This window comes from Gemmatimonadales bacterium, assembly GCA_036279355.1.
In the GTDB taxonomy this organism is placed as follows: Bacteria; Gemmatimonadota; Gemmatimonadetes; order Gemmatimonadales; family GWC2-71-9; genus DASQPE01.
Genome location: DASUJH010000056.1, coordinates 27,283 through 41,700, shown reverse-complemented (window position 1 = coordinate 41,700; position 14,418 = coordinate 27,283). Strand labels below are relative to the sequence as shown.

The window sequence follows — 14,418 nt, the reverse complement described above, 5'->3', positions numbered from 1 at the left end:
GAAACTTATCGCCCAAAACAGTGAACGAACATGAGGGCGACCAGCGTCTTGCCGTCCGTGATTTCCCCTCGCCGGATGAGGTCAAGCACGGCCGACCACCTGACCCGGTGCACCTCCATGAACTCGTCCGCTTCGCGATGGTGCTCGGCCCCACTCAGGCCGGTGGCCCGAAAGAGATGGATGCGCTCGTCGGTGAAGCCGGGCGTCGTGTAGATCGTGGTGAGCGGCGTGAGCTCGCCGGCCACGAAGCCCGCCTCCTCCTCCAGTTCGCGGCGCGCGCACGCCTCGGGTGCTTCGCCCGGATCGAGCCGGCCGGCCGGAATTTCCCAGATGAATCCGCCGGCCGCGTGGCGGAACTGACGGATGAGCACCACCTCGGGATCGGGCTCGTGCAGGCTGCCGAACAGCGGCACGACCCCCGCGGCACCGGGATGGCGGATCATCTCGAGCTCGCCGGTCGAGCCGTCGGGAAAGCGCACGGTGTCGACGTCGAGGTTGAGCACGTGGCCCGTGTAGAGCCGGGCCGCGGAAAGAAGCGTCATGGCGCCGGCACTACGACGGGTCCAAGCCCGAGCGCCTCGACGCGCGGCCGGATACGGGTCACGTCGCCCACGATGACGACGGCCAGGTGATCGGGCTGGATGTAGCGGCGCGCGACGCGCTGTACGTCGGCCGCGGTGACCGCGTCGATCCGTGGGGCAAAGTGATCGTAGTAGTCGAGCGGCAGCCCGAAGAGCAGCAGACCGGCGATGCGGCTGGCGAGCTCACTCGTGGTCTCGAAGTCGCCCGGGAGGCCGAGCGTGATGTAGGACTTGGCGCGCCCGAGCTCGGCCGGGTTTACCGGCGACTCGCGGATGCCGCGCAGCTCCTTGAGCAGATAGACGAGCGAACTGTCGGTCACGTCCGTGCGCACCGCGGTGCCCGCGACGAACGGCCCGGGGAGCGGACGGAACTCGAAGCTCGAGCCGGCGCCGTAGCTGTAGCCCTTCACCTCGCGCAGGGTCTGGTTGAGGCGGGAGGAGAAGGAGCCGCCGAGCACGGTGTTCATCACGCGCAAGGCGTAATAGTCGGGATTTCGGCGATCAACGCCTGCGCCGCCGACGGCGATGACGGACTGTGGGGCGGAGGGCTTGTCGACCAGATAGATCGTCAGGCGGGCGGGTGGCCTGACGGGATCGCTGCGGTGTCGCGGCGCAGAAGGGACCGGGGGCTCCCCCGACAAGCACACAGTCGGCTCCGCCCCCGACCCCTTCTGCGCCGCTCCTCGGCGGCCGTTCGGCGCGCACTCGCCGCCCGCCTCCCAACTGCCGAACGCCTGCCCCACCATCCGCGTTGCCTCGGCGAGCGTGATGTCGCCGGCCACGACCATCGTGGCGCGGTTCGGACGATAGTGCTCCCGCCAGAAGCCGCGCACGGCGGCGGAGTCGAAGCCGGATACCGCCGCCGAGTCGCCGTGCAGCGGGCGATGGTAGGGGTGACCGCGCGGGTAGAGAATCGAGGCGAGCGTCTCACCGGCCACGACTTCCGGATCGTCGCGCTCCTGGGTGATGCCGGCAAGGCGGAGCGCGCGTTGGCGGGCCACGTCAGCCGAGTGGAATGTGGGCCGCAGTGTGACGGCCGCCATGAGGTCGAGCGCGCCCGCGAGATTCCGGCGCGGCACCTTGAGGCTCACGTAACTTCGATCCCAGTCCGCGCCGGTCGCGAGGTCGGCGCCGAGGTAATCCGCGGCGGCGGCGATGCCGAATGCGTCGAGCGTGTCGGCGCCTTCGTCGAGCATGCCGGCCGTGAACGAGGCGAGACCCCCCCGTGCGCCGTCGCTCCGGCCGCCGCCCTTCACCAGCAGTGTGAGCTCCACCAGGGGCACCTCGTGCTGCTCGACCACGTACAGTCCGATGCCGTTGGGCAGCCGTCCCCTGTGTACCGCCGGAACGTGCAGGGGCGCGGGCGGGCTCAACACCGGCGGATGGGTGATCGCCGGCGCCTGTCCCGCCAAGGGCGAGGCGACGAGCGCGCCAGCGGCGCAGGCGACCGCCAGCGCGTGATGGACGCGCCGCATCATCGGGCACCTCCATCCTTCGCGGCAAGCTCGCGCTTGCCCTCGGGCACCACGCTCAGCACCGCTTTCGGCGCGCCGAGGTACTGCCGGGCGACACGCTTCACATCGTCCGCGGTGACGGCGCGCAACTGATCGATCCGGCGCTGCACCACGTCGGGTTCCCCCGTGAAGAAGAGCGAGTTGTTGAGTAGATCGGCCTTGGAGCTCACCCGCTCCAGCACATCGAGAAACTGCGACTCGAGCGCGTTCTTTGCCTGTTGCAGATCGTGGGGCGCCGGCCCCTCGGCCGCGAGCTGCGCGAGCAATGGGTCGATCACCGCTTGCAGCTCCGGCAGCGCGTGCCCGGGACGCGCGGTCACACTCACGGTGAAGTCGCCGTCCAGGTGCTTGAGGTCGGGGGCCGCGCTCACGTCGCTCGCGAGCTGCCGCATGTAGACCAGCGGCTCGGTGAGCGCGCTGTTCTTGGCCCCGGCGAGCACGTACGCCAGCACCTCGAGCGGGGCCTGGTCGGGGTCGTTCCGCGGCACCGCGTGCCAGAAGTAGTAGAGCCGCGGAAGCTGTACCCGGTCCTCCAGTACGGCGCTCGTGTCGTGTGCAAGCGAGAACGGCGCCACCGTGGGCCTCGCCACACTGTCGCCGCGCGGGATCGGGCCGAAGTAGTGCGCCACCAGCCGGTCGACCTCCGCGGTCGCGACGTCGCCGGCTACGGCGATCGTCGTGTTGTTCGGCGCGTAGTAACGGCGGAAGAAGTCCTTCACGTCGCCAAGCGTCGCGGCGTCGAGATCGACCATGGAGCCGATGACGGGCCACGAGTACGGGTGGCCCGGCGGATACAGCATGCGCAGCAGGGTCTCGTTCGCGAGCCCGTAGGGCTGGTTCTCGTAGCTCTGCCGCCGCTCGTTCTTCACCACGTCCCGCTGCACGTCGAGCTTGGTGAAGTCGAGCGTCGGCAGAAACCAGCCGGTACGATCGGCCTCGAGCCAGAGCATGAGCGGCAGCGCGTTGGAAGGGCCCGACTCATAGAAGACGGTGCGGTCCTCGGTGGTGTACGCGTTGTTGTCGGCGCCGGCGGCCTCGAGCAGCCGGTCGAACGCCGGGTAGGGCGCGTGCTCCGAGCCGGTGAACATGAGATGCTCGTACAAATGAGCGAAGCCGGTGCGGCCCGGCCGCTCGTCGGCCGAGCCGACGCGCCGGAGCGTGCTCACGGCCACGATCGGCACCGAGTGATCCTCGTGCACCAGCAGCACGAGGCCGTTCGCCAGCGTGTCGGCGGTGTAGGGAACGTGGAGCGGCGGCGCCTGGCTCTGTGCAGAAATGGGGGCGAGCAACGCGAGCGGAGCGCCAAGGAGCACGGCGCCAAGCCGGCGCAGACCGGCAGCGGGTCGAGCGGACATCATGATCTCCGGGCGGAGGCCCCATCGAACACGCTGTGCAGCCACGCGACGGGAACCTTGCAGGCCTCGACGGCCAGATACTCGAGCTCCAGCACGGGGTTGTCCGAGATCGGGCTCGTATCGGTGGGCGACGTATAGGCCACGAGCCCGGTACGACGGGCCTCGAGGCGCAAGCGCAGCATATGAAACGGGTCGCTCACGAGGATCACCCGCTGGTCGTCGCCCAGGCGGTCGGCCACTGCGGTCATCGACGCCGCGGTCGTCCGGCCTTCCGGTTCCGAGACGACGGCGGTGGCGGGCACGCGGCGCGCCAGCAGGTAGCGGCGGCCCACGTCGGCTTCGCTTTCGGTGTCGCCGCGGCCCACGCCACCTGTCACGATGATCGCCGGGGCCAGACCGTCGCTCCAGAGCTCGCGCGCGTGATCCAGTCGGGCGCGGAGCACCGGTGAGGGGCGCCCGTTGTACTGCGCCGCGCCGAGGACCACAATCGCATCGGCCGGCTGCGGATTGTCGAGCTGCGCCACCACGAGCACCAGGACGAAACTGACGGTGTAGGCAAGCGCCGCGACGCCGAGCCCGAGGCCCAGCGCGCGCACCGCCCGGCGCAGCCGGCCGGCGGCGCTACGCATGCTAGAGATCGAACGTCTCGCCATGGCGCGGAATGATGACCTCGCGCACGCCCTCCTCGCGCAGAATCTCCGCCATGGCTTCGAGCGCAGGCGGCTCCCCGTGCACCGCAAACGCGCGCCGGACCGGCCCGCCCAGGCGGCGCACCCACGCGCGCAGCTCGGTCCGGTCGGCGTGGGCCGAGTATCCGCCGATGGTCTCCACCTCCGCACGGCGCTCGTACTCCTCGCCGAAAATCTTCACGGTGCGCGCCCCCTCCTGCAGGCGCCGGCCGAGCGTATGCTCCGCCTGGAAGCCGACCAGGAGCACGCAGTTCCGACGGTCGCCGATGTGGTTGGCCAGGTGGTGAAGAATCCGCCCCGATTCGGCCATGCCGCTCGCGGAGATGATCACCGCGGGGCCCGCGAGCGTGTTGAGACGCTTGGACTCGGCGACGTCGCGCACATAGTGCACCAATGGAAAATCGAACAGCGGCGCGCCGGTGCCCACCAGCCGCTCGCGGCGGTCGAACACCTCGGGGTGCAGCCGGAAAATCGATGTCACGTCGACCGCGAGCGGGCTGTCGATGTAAATCGGCAGCTCGGGCGTTTCCTGTGCGCGCCAGAGCTCGTGCAAGGCGTAAACGATTTCCTGCGCGCGCCCGAGCGCGAAAGCCGGAACGATGATCTTGCCGCCGCGCCCCGCCACCCGCCGCACGATCTCGCCCAAACGTCGGCTGGCGTCGCCCACCGACTCGTGATCCCGGTCGGCGTAGGTCGACTCCACGATGAGCGTGTCGATCGGCCCCGCGGGCGGCTCGGGGTCGCGCACGATCGGAAGGCCCGAGCGCCCGATGTCGCCCGAGAACACGAGGCGGTGCGCGGCCGGCTCGCTCAGCCGCAGGTCCACCGAGGCCGAGCCCAGGATGTGGCCGGCGTCGGTGAACTCGATCGCGAGATTCTTGCGCAGGTGGACGATCCGGCAGTAGGGCACGCCGATCATGAGGTCCTGCACGGCGACGGCGTCGGCGATGTTGTACAGCGGCGCGCACGGCGGGCCCGCCTTGCCGCGCTTCGCGAGGTACTCGGCGTCCTTTTCCTGGATGTGCGCGGCGTCGGGGAGCATGACGGCGCTGAGGTCCCGCGTGGCGGGCGTGGCGTAGATCGGCCCGTGAAAGCCGCGATGCACGAGCAGCGGCAGCCGGCCGGTGTGATCGATGTGGGCGTGGCTCACCACCACCGCGTCCACCCGCCGGGGATCGAAGTCGAGCGCCCCATTCAGCGCATGGGCCTCGGCGCGGTGGCCCTGGAATAGGCCCGCATCGAGCAGCACGCGCGCGCCGGCCGCCTCGAGGTAGTGCATCGAGCCGGTCACCTGGCCCGCGGCGCCCCAGCAGGTGAGGCGGATGCCGCCCATCAGCGGGTCCCGAAGAGTCGGTCGCCGGCGTCGCCCAGACCGGGGAGGATGTAGCCCCTGGCATCGAGCTGCCGGTCGAGCGCCGCCGCGAAGACCGGCACGTCGGGGTGGGCCTTGGCCATTTCGCGCACGCCTTCGGGTGCCGCGACCAGGCAGAGGAACCGGATGCGTCGCACGCCCGCCTGCTTGAGCGCGGTCACGGCGGCCACGCCCGAGCCGCCTGTCGCCAGCATCGGGTCGAGGACGAAGAAGTCCCGCTCCTCCTCCGCGGCGGGCACCTTGAAGTAGTAGTCCATCGGTTTGAGTGTCTCGTGATCCCGCGCGAGCCCGATGTGGCCAACCCGCGCCGACGGAATGAGCTGCGCGATCCCGTCCACCATGCCGAGCCCCGCGCGGAGAATCGGGACCAGGGTGAGCTTCTTGCCCGCCACCTGCCGCCCCGTCATCCGCTCGAGCGGCGTGTCGATTTCCACGGGCTCCGTCGGGAGATCCTTGGTGACCTCGTACGCCATCAGCATCGCGATCTCGCTCACCAGCTGCTTGAAGTCACGGGTGCTGGTGTGACGGTCGCGGAGCAGTGTGAGCTTGTGCTGGATCAGCGGATGGGCGAGGACGGTCAGATTGGGATGGTCGGACCCGGTCGCCGGCATGCAGCAAGATAATCGCGGACGCCTCGCGCGCTCAGGCTGCAGCGCTCAGGGCACCTCGGCCACCACGGCAAGCGCGACGGAGCGGCAGACCTGCTCGCCCGGCGCGCAGACGCTCGCGCGGAGCGTGCCGCGCACCACCCGCCGATGCCCCGGCAGCGTGGCGGCCGGCGGCTCGGCGAAGTAGGCGGAATCGGGGGTCAGGCGGGCGGTGTCGAACCGCAGCAACTTGCCCTCCGGCAGCTCGAGCGCGGGCTTGAGGCGGGCGTTGATCTCGTAGCCCGGAGCGGCGACGAGCGTGAGGCGCATCTCCTCTGAGCGCGGCTCGATCTGCATCGCGAGCGGCTCGGGGGCGCCGGGCTTCCGCGCGGGCGCCGCGCGACAGGCCGCGGCGAGGGTCAAGCCGAGCGCCGCCCAGCGCACCGCCGCCGTTCCCGTCACGATTCGGCCAGCAGCTCCTCGATCCGGTGCTGCCAGAGCTGGTAGTTGCCGTCGCCGACGTGGAACTCGCCGGCGCCCTCGTAGCGGATGCGGCCCTTCTTGTCGATGAGGACGAAGCTCGGCCAAAAGCGAATGCCGTAGAGATTCCAGGTCCTGTCGTCGTTGTCCTGGGCCACCGGATATTCGATGTGGTACTGGCGCAGGGCGCGCTCGACGTTCCCCTTGTCGTGCTCGCCCGAGTAGGGCGGAAACTCCGGCGTGTGAATACCGATCAGCGTGAGCCCCCTGTCGCGATACTCCCGGTCGAAATCCACCAGCGACGGCACGGTGTTGGTGCAGTTGTAGCAGGTGTACACCCAGAAGTTGAGCAGCACCACGCGGCCCTTGAGCGATTCGAGCGTGAGCGGCTGCTCGGTGTTGAGCCAACTCGAGTTGTGCCAGGACGGCGCGGGGCGCGGTGCGGCGGAGGCGACGCCGGGCGAAGGCGCCATGCCCTGAGCGCTGGCCCACGGTGACGACTGGAATGCCAGCGCGCCCATGCCGGCAAAAGCGGTCGAGAAGGCGAGGAGAACGACGGGCTTCATCATGGTGGGCTCCGGCTCGAGGCTCAAAGCTAACGCCGGAACCGGGGAATCGGATTCTCCGCGCCTACGACGCGCCGACGGTCACCGCCGAGGTGAGCGTCACGGTGATCCGCCCGCCCTCCGGAATGCACGCGCCCACCGCGGGCTTGGGAATGCCGCCTTCGCTAAATCCCGCGGTGAGCTCGCGCTGGATGCGAACGCTGGCGCCGCTGACCGGGGATGCTTTGCCCGCCAGCACGAGCGAGTCCGCGCGCGCGCCGATGAAACTCGGCGCCGGGAGGCGGGTCACCTCGAGAATTGCCGTGGCGCCGGCCGGCAGCACCACGGCGGCGCCCTGCGCCACCGGCACAACCACGTTCGCGGTAAAGTGGTCGCCCGGCTGACTGGTGGTGCTGCAGACGCGTGAGCTCGCGGCGAGCTCGACGGCGGTACCGCTCGGCAGCACGCCACCGGTCGGGGTGGGCGCCGGCGCGCTCGGCGGCGGCGCCGGTGAGGTCGAGCCGGAAGCGGTTGACTCAGGCGTGGTCGCGCCGGCCGATGTCGACTCACTCGGCTGCGCACCAGCCGGTGCCGGAGCCTTGGCCGAGGCGGTGTCGGGCGGCCGCGCCGGCGGCGCCCCCGCCGGGTGCGTGCCACCGCGCCGCGCCGGCTTGGTCGGTTCGCGCCGAGTGACCTCCGGCCGGGCGGCCGCGGACGGGGGGACGGCGCTCGGACCCACAGTATCGCGCGCTGCGGCCGTCACCCGCTCCGATGCGGGCGCCGGCTGCTTGAACCGCTCGAGCACGCCGAGCTGGTTCAACCCGCCGAGCAGACCGGACAGCGCCGCCGCAAGCGCGGCCACCGCCGTGATCATTCCCGGCAGCGTGTTCCACCACCTCGGGCCCTTCGGTTCATCCGCCATGGATCAGGCTCGCTCGCTCTCTCTCGGCGGGGTTGATTGCAGCCAAGGCACCGCTCCCGTGCATCGTCGAGCCTGCCGGCCTGGATGGCGGTGTCTCATGTCACGGAACCGCCAAATCGCCCGCGGCGGTTGACAACCCTCCCGCGCGGCAGTCCCTTGAGCCATCCTCTTCGACGTCCCTCCGGGAGCCCCCATGCCAGTGCAACTCTTCGACTCCGAAACCGGCCGCAGCCTCGGCACCCTCTCCGATCAGCAGTTTCAGGAATTGGCGGATGAGCTGGAGGAGGAGTCGCCGGAGGACCGGGACTACTATCTGAGCGGCGATACGGTGGACATGATGGAAGAGGATGGCGCCGACGCATCGCTGGTGGCTCTGCTGCGCTCGGCGCTCGCGGGGCGCGAGGGCGCCGACATCCGCTGGAAGCGGGTATCGTGAATCGAAAGGGCCCGCTCGCGCATGGCACGAGCGGGCCCTTTCGATTCCGGATTGCGCTTAGCGGCGCCGCCCCCGCCCGCGCCGGCGTCGGGCCGCGGCCGCGGCCTTGAGCTGGCGTGCCTCACTCGGTTTCACGTAGTGACGCTTCCGCCGGAGATCCTGGAGGATTCCCGACTTCTGCACCTTCCGCTTGAACGCCTTGAGGGCGAACTCGAGGCGATCGGTCTCACTCAGCGTGACTTCGATCATGGTGACGTTGCCGCTGCCGGGCCTAACGGCCCAGCTTGACGACGTTTTCGGCGGCAGGGCCCTTGGTGCCCTGAACGATATCGAACTCCACGCGCTCGCCTTCGGCCAGCGACTTGAAGCCCTCGCCCCGAATCGCAGAGTGATGCACGAAGCAGTCCTTCTGGCCGTTCTCCGGGGTGATGAAACCGAACCCCTTGGCGTCGTTGAACCACTTCACGGTACCGGTCGTACGCATTGCCATGCTCTCCTGTTCGTGCCTGCCGCCCGCACGTGGGCTCGGTTCCCGTGGAGAACGAAAAGAGGGGCGGCGCGAATGCCAGCCCCTCGTACGTTCCGGAACCCGTCCGCGCCGGACGGCGCGTGAATCGCAGACCGAAGCTAAGTACGGCCCCCCCGCTTGGCAATGGGCGCCCTGGCGGACTCCCCGGGCGCGCGGTACCGTCGAGGACGGCATCCGTACCCCGTCGTACCACATTCCATGCCCGGGAGAGCATATGGCCGAGTCCGCCGGTCTCAACGGTTTCTCGAATCCGTTCGTTCGCGCCACCGCGGTCGGCACCATCCTGCAGGTCATCATGGTCGTCGCCGGCCACACGAATCCGTCGATCGCGCGGCTCTTTCCCGTGCTCGGCACCGGCATCGCGGGAGTCGCGGGACTCCTGAGCGCACTCTGGAGCCGCGGGGCGCCGATGGGCGCCGCAGCGGGCGGCGGGGCTGCGGTCGGCGGGATCTCGGCGGTGCTGGGCGTACTCGTGTCGATCGGCTTGGGTGACGTGCCGGCGAGCACGCTGGGCATCGCGGCGGTGAGCTCCGGGCTGGCGGGCGGGCTTGGCGGACTGGTGGGCCAGTTGTTCGGGCGGAGTGCGCGGGTGTAGTTGGCGCGAACGCCGCCACGGCGACCACCGTTACGGCGAACGGGGCCGCGCGCGGTCAGCGCAGGTATCCCCAGTTGTGCAGGCGATCGCTGTCTTCCAGCCAGCGGTCGCCGATGTCTTTCCGGTAGTACATGTTCGGGATCATCACGTTGTCGATGCGCGCGTACGCCTGCCGCTGCGCCTGCTTCATCGTGGGTCCCTGGCCCACCACGATGAGCACGACGCCCGACGTGCCCGTCACCAGCCACTCGTTGTCCACGCACTTCACATCCTCGATGTGGACCCCCTCGCGGTTCGGCTTCTTGAAGATGATCAAGGCATCCTTCGAGCTCCGCTCGAAGGTCTCGTTGTCCTTGAATGGAAAAGGCGGCACGACCACCCGCACGCCCACATAAAATCCGCTCCGGGTCTTGAAGCGGTTGATCGAGCCCTCGGCGAGCTGGTAGAGAAAGTCCCCGATCGGCGTGCTCATCCCTTCCTGCTGGATGCTGATCGTGGGATAGCCGAAGCGCGAGGTGAACTCGAGCGGATAGATGCCGTTGCTGTTCACGATGCAGTTCACGTCGATGTAGCCGACGTAGCGCTCCTTCCGGAGCTTCGCCTCCATTTTGAACAGCGTGGCCTGGAAGATCTTGTTGGATTCGGACCAGAACATCGAGGTGCCCATCTCGCCGGTGGAGGGGCCGATGTCACCGGGGAAGAGCTTCTTGTGCTCGAAGTTGACGCAGATGGGATAGACGAACTCGTCACCGTTGAAGAACGCGCCCGTCGCCACTTCCACGCCCACGATCCGCCGCTGGAGCTGGAACTCCTTGATCCGCTCGGCCCAGGCGCGCTTGTAGTCCTCCAGCACCTGGATCACGTCCTTGCCGTCCTCGTCCTCGCCCACGAAGAGCAACTGCTTCATGTTCTGCGCCTCGCCGCTGGGCTTGATCACATAGCGGGTCGGGTTGGTGCGCACATAGTCGATGGCGGTGTCGAACGAAGTGAAGTTCTCCTGCGGGATGATCGAGACGCCGGAGCTCTTGAGCTCCTGCTGGCCGAACGCTCGGTCGTCCTCCAGCCGGTCGGTGTAGGGCGTGCCGCCCACCACGAGCTTGCCCTGCTGTCGGAGTCGCTGGGCGTGGGTGCCCTGGCCCAGCACGTCGTCGAAGACGATCAGATCGGCCCAGTCGACCTCCGCCTCCCAATCGTCGACCTTGGGCACGAAGCCGTCGGTGATCTCCTGCTCGTCGGGGCTCGCGATGCAGTACCGGACGTTGTGCCCCTCCTTCACCGTCTGCCACGCGATGTCGCCGATAAGGCCGTCGAGTGAGACGAAGAGAATGTTTCTTGGAGGCATCGAGGCTCGAGGCGGAGGATGGGCGGAAATAAAGCAACTCTCAGGCCAGCCCTAGCGGAATCGCCATTGCGGGGTAATGTAGGGCGGAGACTCCCATGCCCTACGTCCTGCATTGGTGGTACGCGGTGCCTCCCTCGGTCGCCGACGCGCTGGCCCTCGCCGCGTCGAGCGATCGCGTGCGCGCGCCGGCTTCGCCAACGACGCCAGCCGCGCCGTCCGGCTCGGCCGCGCCGGAGCAATCGGACGCGGAGAAATCCGCGCGCGAGCGATCTGCGTCGGAGCGGTCCGCGCCGGATGCGCAGCCGCTCGCGCTCGCGGGGGACGAAGGCACGCTCGGAGCGCTCGCGCCGTAGCCCGCGGGCCGGCGCGCTATCTTGCGCCGATGGCCAATGCTTCTGCTGCTTCTGCCCGTGCGCGAGCTCTGAGCGGGCGGCTCGTCGTGTGGGCCAGCGGCGCGGGTGCCATTGCCGTTTGCGCTACGGCCTGCGGTCCCCCTCGCGCGGCTCCCCCGCTGCCGAGCGTCACCACCACGCAACCCGTTACGTTCAAGCCGGTCTCCTTCGCCATCCTGCAGGACTACGACAAGGGCACGAGCCTCGACTCGGTCGCGCGCGACTTCGCGCTCATCCGCACGCTCGGTGCCGACACCTGGCGCGGCAGCTTTGGCTGGGACGACTACGAGCCCGCGCGCGACAGTTTCGATTTTGCGTGGCTGCACCGGTTCGCCGACACGGGCGGGCGCGCGGGCATCACGCTTCGCCCCTACATCGATTACACGCCGGCGTGGGCGGCCAACGGCGGCAGCGGCGACAGACGGGACTGGAATGACCCGCCGCGGAGCCTCGACGACTGGTATCGGTTCATGTTCCGCCTGGCGGGCGAGCTCGGGCGCCACCGCAACGTCGTCTCCTACGAGATCTACAACGAGGAGAACGCCTCGCTCTGGTGGGACGGGACGCTCGAACGGTATGCAGCGGTGCTCGAGCGGGCGGCGCGGGCGGTGCGCGCCGCGAACCCGCGGGCGCGGGTCTTCGCGGGCGGGCTCGTCACACCGGATGCTGATTGGGCCGAGGCGAGCTGCGATGCGCTGCGCGGCGCGCTGAGCGATTCGCTGCACGACGGGCGCAGCAATCCGCCTGGCGGCTACGCGAACAATGGCGCGCCCGTCGTGGCGGTGCCGCTCCATGCCTACCCCGAGACGTGGACACCCGAGTCGGTGACGGTGGAACGTTACCTCGATGCAGGCTACCGGAATCGCTTTCTGCCCGTCGTGCGGTCGAGCTGCGACGGCGCGCCGGTGTGGCTCAACGAGGTAGGCTATGCCACTTCACGGGACCACAGCGAGCGCGACCAGGCCGCGTGGTGGGCGCGGGCCATTGCCACTTTCCTGGCCGATTCGGCGGTAGAAGAGATCGGCATCTACCAACTTCACGACCAGCGGCCGAGCGCCGAGGTGATCGGGGAGTCGGAGAACCGGCACCTGGGCCTCGTGCGGCTCGACGGCACGCCCAAGCTCGCGTTTCACACCGTGCGATTGCTCCTGCAGCTGCTCAACGTGGGCAGGATCGGCGTGGTGGACGACGCGGTGACCGCGACGGTGATAGCGGGTGCGGCGGGCCGCCTGCATGCGCACCTCTTCGTGCGGCCGGACGGCCGGCGGGTGCTCCTCGTGTGGGATGAGAGCGGGCGCCCGACCGTGCAATTGCGCGTCGCGAGCAGTGCGCGGCGGGGCACTGACTCGGCGGGCGGCGGGGCCGGGCGCGCCGTTGCCACCGAGTACGCGCTTGACGGCACCGGCACGGCGTATCCGAGGTTCGACGGGACGACATTGGACGGCGTGCAGCTCGTGGCGGGCGTGCCGCGGATCTTCATTTTCTAACGCTGACGCGGTCGGTGCCGCTTCGTCTCCGCGTCGGGTTCGCCGCGCTTGCCAAAGCCCCGGCGGCGCTATTTATTCGCTCTCCCTTGGCACCCCGGGCCAGGTAGCTCAGTTGGTAGAGCAGCGGACTGAAAATCCGCGTGTCGGCGGTTCGATTCCGCCCCTGGCCACTGCATCTCCGATGATCCGTGCCGCGAACCGCGCGTGCGCTCGGCCCCCGTCAGAGCGACTTGAGATACTCCACCAGATCCGCCTGCTGCTGGCTCGTCAGGTTGAGTCCCTTCCGCTCATTGTACCGCTCCACCACCGCCTCGAGCGTCGGCGCGACGCCGTTATGGAAGTACGGCGCGTGCTGCCAGAGCCCGTGGAGCGGCGCCGTGCGGTACATCTTCGTCGCGCTGCGCGACGCGTAGCTCGGCGCGCCGTTCGGCTCGGGCTCGCTCACGACGTCGGATGGCGGATGCAGCCGGACGTTGGCGTCGGTGAGCAGTGATCCGGTATGGCAGCCCCCGCAGCCGCCGGGGCCGTTGAAGACCACCGCGCCTCGCGCGGCCGCCGCGGCGTCGAAGCTTCCGGCGGGCGGCGGTGGCGCGGCAAGGCTCAATTGGTACGCCTGCAAGGCGGCGAGCTTGGCCGAGACGAGATCGGGCGGCGTGTTGTTGACGTTGACGCCGATCCGCGAATCGCTGAACGTGCCGTGCCCGTGCATCTGGGTCACCGCCACGTAGCGGTTCCAGTACGCGACGTCGGTACCGTCGCCGGTGACGGTGATCCGATTGATCCCGGCGAGACCGTAGGCCGGAGGGATGACCTGCGGCCCGTTCTTGCCGTCGAAGTTGAAACGCGGGTCGTACTTTCCCGGTCCCCACGAGTTGTACACCGCCCTCTGCGCGGCCGTGAGCGCCGGCGAGAGCGCCACGATCGCACCGACGTTGAGATCGTGATTCGGCCACCCGTCGAGCCGCTGGCCGATGCCCGGCGCGAACGAGTTGTCGACGTTCGAGTGGCAGAGCGCGCAGGTGATCCCGACGTGTGTCAGCGTGTCCTTCCCGTTCACCGTCTCCACGGTGCCCTTGACGCCCACCACCGCGTTGAGCTTGAGCAACGCCACCGTCGTCGCGGGACTCGTGAGGCTGATCGATCCGGCCTCAATGCCCTGCACCACCGCCGCGGGCAATGCAGCGGCATCGACCTTCAAGCCGACCGCGAGCGCGGTGGTCGGGTCCACGCCTTGCTCGATCACCTCGTGCATGCGGAGCGTGTCGGTCCAGAAGCTCTCGTCGCCGAAGGTGTCGAACCGGAAGATGTCCTTGCCCTGCGCCAGGGCGTCGGGCGACGGCGCCGTCGGGCCCTCGTTGCCGTTGCATGCCGCAAGGGCCGCGACCGCTCCGGAAAACGCGAGCCCCGTGAGCGTGCGTCGAATCGCATTCATGAGCTAGTCTCCTGGAAGAACCGCCTGGGGCGGCGGTCAGCGGCCGAACTCAACCGTCGCGATGTGCCAATCTCAGGAACTCATCCCTGAGCCACCTGCTCGGTGAGGCGCGCCTGCACCTGGGGGCACCGGGCGAACACCTCGACGGGTGTGTCTCGCG

Annotated in this window: 17 protein-coding genes and 1 tRNA gene; 5 read left to right on the top strand and 13 right to left on the bottom strand. The window is 69.2% G+C overall.

The window, feature by feature from the left end:
• Nucleotides 1-5 precede the first annotated feature (5 nt).
• The 9 genes from VFW66_13845 to VFW66_13805 form a co-directional block, all read right to left on the bottom strand.
• On the bottom strand, nt 6-542 hold the full coding sequence (locus VFW66_13845; protein ID HEX5387781.1) for an NUDIX hydrolase: 537 nt from the start codon (nt 540-542) through the stop codon (nt 6-8).
• Entirely contained in the window at nt 539-2,059 is a 1,521-nt protein-coding gene (locus VFW66_13840; protein HEX5387780.1) for a pitrilysin family protein, read from the bottom strand. Before VFW66_13840 ends, VFW66_13845 begins: the two co-directional genes overlap by 4 nt.
• Nucleotides 2,056-3,453, bottom strand: a complete 1,398-nt coding sequence (locus VFW66_13835) for a pitrilysin family protein (protein HEX5387779.1) — start codon at nt 3,451-3,453, stop codon at nt 2,056-2,058. Before VFW66_13835 ends, VFW66_13840 begins: the two co-directional genes overlap by 4 nt.
• Complete coding sequence (locus VFW66_13830) at nt 3,450-4,079, bottom strand: YdcF family protein (protein ID HEX5387778.1); 630 nt, start codon at nt 4,077-4,079, stop codon at nt 3,450-3,452. The genes VFW66_13835 and VFW66_13830 overlap by 4 nt, the downstream gene beginning before the upstream one ends.
• Before the next feature lies 1 nt (nt 4,080).
• Nucleotides 4,081-5,472 (bottom strand): MBL fold metallo-hydrolase, encoded by a 1,392-nt coding sequence (locus tag VFW66_13825; protein HEX5387777.1) that lies wholly within the window; start codon nt 5,470-5,472, stop codon nt 4,081-4,083.
• Nucleotides 5,472-6,122 (bottom strand): uracil phosphoribosyltransferase, encoded by a 651-nt coding sequence (gene upp, locus VFW66_13820; GenBank protein HEX5387776.1) that lies wholly within the window; start codon nt 6,120-6,122, stop codon nt 5,472-5,474. The genes VFW66_13825 and upp overlap by 1 nt, the downstream gene beginning before the upstream one ends.
• 45 nt (nt 6,123-6,167) lie before the next feature.
• Nucleotides 6,168-6,560, bottom strand: a complete 393-nt coding sequence (locus tag VFW66_13815; GenBank protein ID HEX5387775.1) for a hypothetical protein — start codon at nt 6,558-6,560, stop codon at nt 6,168-6,170.
• Nucleotides 6,557-7,147, bottom strand: coding sequence for a redoxin domain-containing protein (locus VFW66_13810; protein ID HEX5387774.1), 591 nt, complete (start codon nt 7,145-7,147; stop codon nt 6,557-6,559). The genes VFW66_13815 and VFW66_13810 overlap by 4 nt, the downstream gene beginning before the upstream one ends.
• A gap of 61 nt (nt 7,148-7,208) precedes the next feature.
• The gene (locus VFW66_13805; GenBank protein ID HEX5387773.1) at nt 7,209-8,045 is read right to left on the bottom strand and encodes a hypothetical protein; all 837 of its coding nucleotides are present in this window, start codon (nt 8,043-8,045) and stop codon (nt 7,209-7,211) included.
• A 193-nt stretch (nt 8,046-8,238) separates the two neighbouring features.
• Here VFW66_13805 and VFW66_13800 point away from each other — a divergent pair, with 193 nt between their 5' ends.
• On the top strand, nt 8,239-8,481 hold the full coding sequence (locus tag VFW66_13800; GenBank protein ID HEX5387772.1) for a hypothetical protein: 243 nt from the start codon (nt 8,239-8,241) through the stop codon (nt 8,479-8,481).
• Nucleotides 8,482-8,538: 57 nt separating this feature from the next.
• On the opposite strand, the gene rpsU is transcribed toward VFW66_13800, so the two are convergent.
• A complete protein-coding gene (rpsU, locus tag VFW66_13795) occupies nt 8,539-8,730 on the bottom strand; it encodes a 30S ribosomal protein S21 (GenBank protein ID HEX5387771.1) in 192 nt (63 codons plus the stop codon).
• A 22-nt stretch (nt 8,731-8,752) separates the two neighbouring features.
• Entirely contained in the window at nt 8,753-8,965 is a 213-nt protein-coding gene (locus VFW66_13790) for a cold-shock protein (protein ID HEX5387770.1), read from the bottom strand.
• Between the two features lie 259 nt (nt 8,966-9,224).
• Here VFW66_13790 and VFW66_13785 point away from each other — a divergent pair, with 259 nt between their 5' ends.
• The gene (locus VFW66_13785) at nt 9,225-9,605 is read left to right on the top strand and encodes a hypothetical protein (GenBank protein ID HEX5387769.1); all 381 of its coding nucleotides are present in this window, start codon (nt 9,225-9,227) and stop codon (nt 9,603-9,605) included.
• Between the two features lie 55 nt (nt 9,606-9,660).
• On the opposite strand, the gene VFW66_13780 is transcribed toward VFW66_13785, so the two are convergent.
• A complete protein-coding gene (locus tag VFW66_13780; protein ID HEX5387768.1) occupies nt 9,661-10,947 on the bottom strand; it encodes a phosphoribosylglycinamide synthetase C domain-containing protein in 1,287 nt (428 codons plus the stop codon).
• Nucleotides 10,948-11,042: 95 nt separating this feature from the next.
• Between VFW66_13780 and VFW66_13775 the strand changes: the two genes are divergently transcribed.
• The 3 genes from VFW66_13775 (at nt 11,043) to VFW66_13765 (ending at nt 12,996) form a co-directional block, all read left to right on the top strand.
• Nucleotides 11,043-11,300: a hypothetical protein gene (locus VFW66_13775; protein ID HEX5387767.1), complete on the top strand. Its 258-nt coding sequence runs from the start codon at nt 11,043-11,045 to the stop codon at nt 11,298-11,300.
• A 29-nt stretch (nt 11,301-11,329) separates the two neighbouring features.
• Nucleotides 11,330-12,826 (top strand): beta-galactosidase, encoded by a 1,497-nt coding sequence (locus tag VFW66_13770; GenBank protein ID HEX5387766.1) that lies wholly within the window; start codon nt 11,330-11,332, stop codon nt 12,824-12,826.
• A 97-nt stretch (nt 12,827-12,923) separates the two neighbouring features.
• Nucleotides 12,924-12,996: transfer RNA gene (locus tag VFW66_13765), tRNA-Phe, on the top strand.
• 50 nt (nt 12,997-13,046) lie between these two features.
• On the opposite strand, the gene VFW66_13760 is transcribed toward VFW66_13765, so the two are convergent.
• On the bottom strand, nt 13,047-14,258 hold the full coding sequence (locus tag VFW66_13760) for a hypothetical protein (protein ID HEX5387765.1): 1,212 nt from the start codon (nt 14,256-14,258) through the stop codon (nt 13,047-13,049).
• Nucleotides 14,259-14,418 lie beyond the last annotated feature (160 nt).

Excerpts from the sequence above, each read along its gene's own strand:
- VFW66_13845 (HEX5387781.1), bottom strand. The coding sequence starts at position 542 with ATGACGCTTCTTTCCGCGGCCCGGCTCTACACGGGCCACGTGCTCAAC.
- VFW66_13840 (HEX5387780.1), bottom strand. The coding sequence starts at position 2,059 with ATGATGCGGCGCGTCCATCACGCGCTGGCGGTCGCCTGCGCCGCTGGC.
- VFW66_13835 (HEX5387779.1), bottom strand. The coding sequence starts at position 3,453 with ATGATGTCCGCTCGACCCGCTGCCGGTCTGCGCCGGCTTGGCGCCGTG.
- VFW66_13830 (HEX5387778.1), bottom strand. The coding sequence starts at position 4,079 with ATGCGTAGCGCCGCCGGCCGGCTGCGCCGGGCGGTGCGCGCGCTGGGC.
- VFW66_13825 (HEX5387777.1), bottom strand. The coding sequence starts at position 5,472 with ATGGGCGGCATCCGCCTCACCTGCTGGGGCGCCGCGGGCCAGGTGACC.
- upp (HEX5387776.1), bottom strand. The coding sequence starts at position 6,122 with ATGCCGGCGACCGGGTCCGACCATCCCAATCTGACCGTCCTCGCCCAT.
- VFW66_13810 (HEX5387774.1), bottom strand. The coding sequence starts at position 7,147 with ATGATGAAGCCCGTCGTTCTCCTCGCCTTCTCGACCGCTTTTGCCGGC.
- VFW66_13805 (HEX5387773.1), bottom strand. The coding sequence starts at position 8,045 with ATGGCGGATGAACCGAAGGGCCCGAGGTGGTGGAACACGCTGCCGGGA.
- VFW66_13800 (HEX5387772.1), top strand. The coding sequence starts at position 8,239 with ATGCCAGTGCAACTCTTCGACTCCGAAACCGGCCGCAGCCTCGGCACC.
- rpsU (HEX5387771.1), bottom strand. The coding sequence starts at position 8,730 with ATGATCGAAGTCACGCTGAGTGAGACCGATCGCCTCGAGTTCGCCCTC.
- VFW66_13790 (HEX5387770.1), bottom strand. The coding sequence starts at position 8,965 with ATGCGTACGACCGGTACCGTGAAGTGGTTCAACGACGCCAAGGGGTTC.
- VFW66_13785 (HEX5387769.1), top strand. The coding sequence starts at position 9,225 with ATGGCCGAGTCCGCCGGTCTCAACGGTTTCTCGAATCCGTTCGTTCGC.
- VFW66_13780 (HEX5387768.1), bottom strand. The coding sequence starts at position 10,947 with ATGCCTCCAAGAAACATTCTCTTCGTCTCACTCGACGGCCTTATCGGC.
- VFW66_13775 (HEX5387767.1), top strand. The coding sequence starts at position 11,043 with ATGCCCTACGTCCTGCATTGGTGGTACGCGGTGCCTCCCTCGGTCGCC.
- VFW66_13770 (HEX5387766.1), top strand. The coding sequence starts at position 11,330 with ATGGCCAATGCTTCTGCTGCTTCTGCCCGTGCGCGAGCTCTGAGCGGG.
- VFW66_13760 (HEX5387765.1), bottom strand. The coding sequence starts at position 14,258 with ATGAATGCGATTCGACGCACGCTCACGGGGCTCGCGTTTTCCGGAGCG.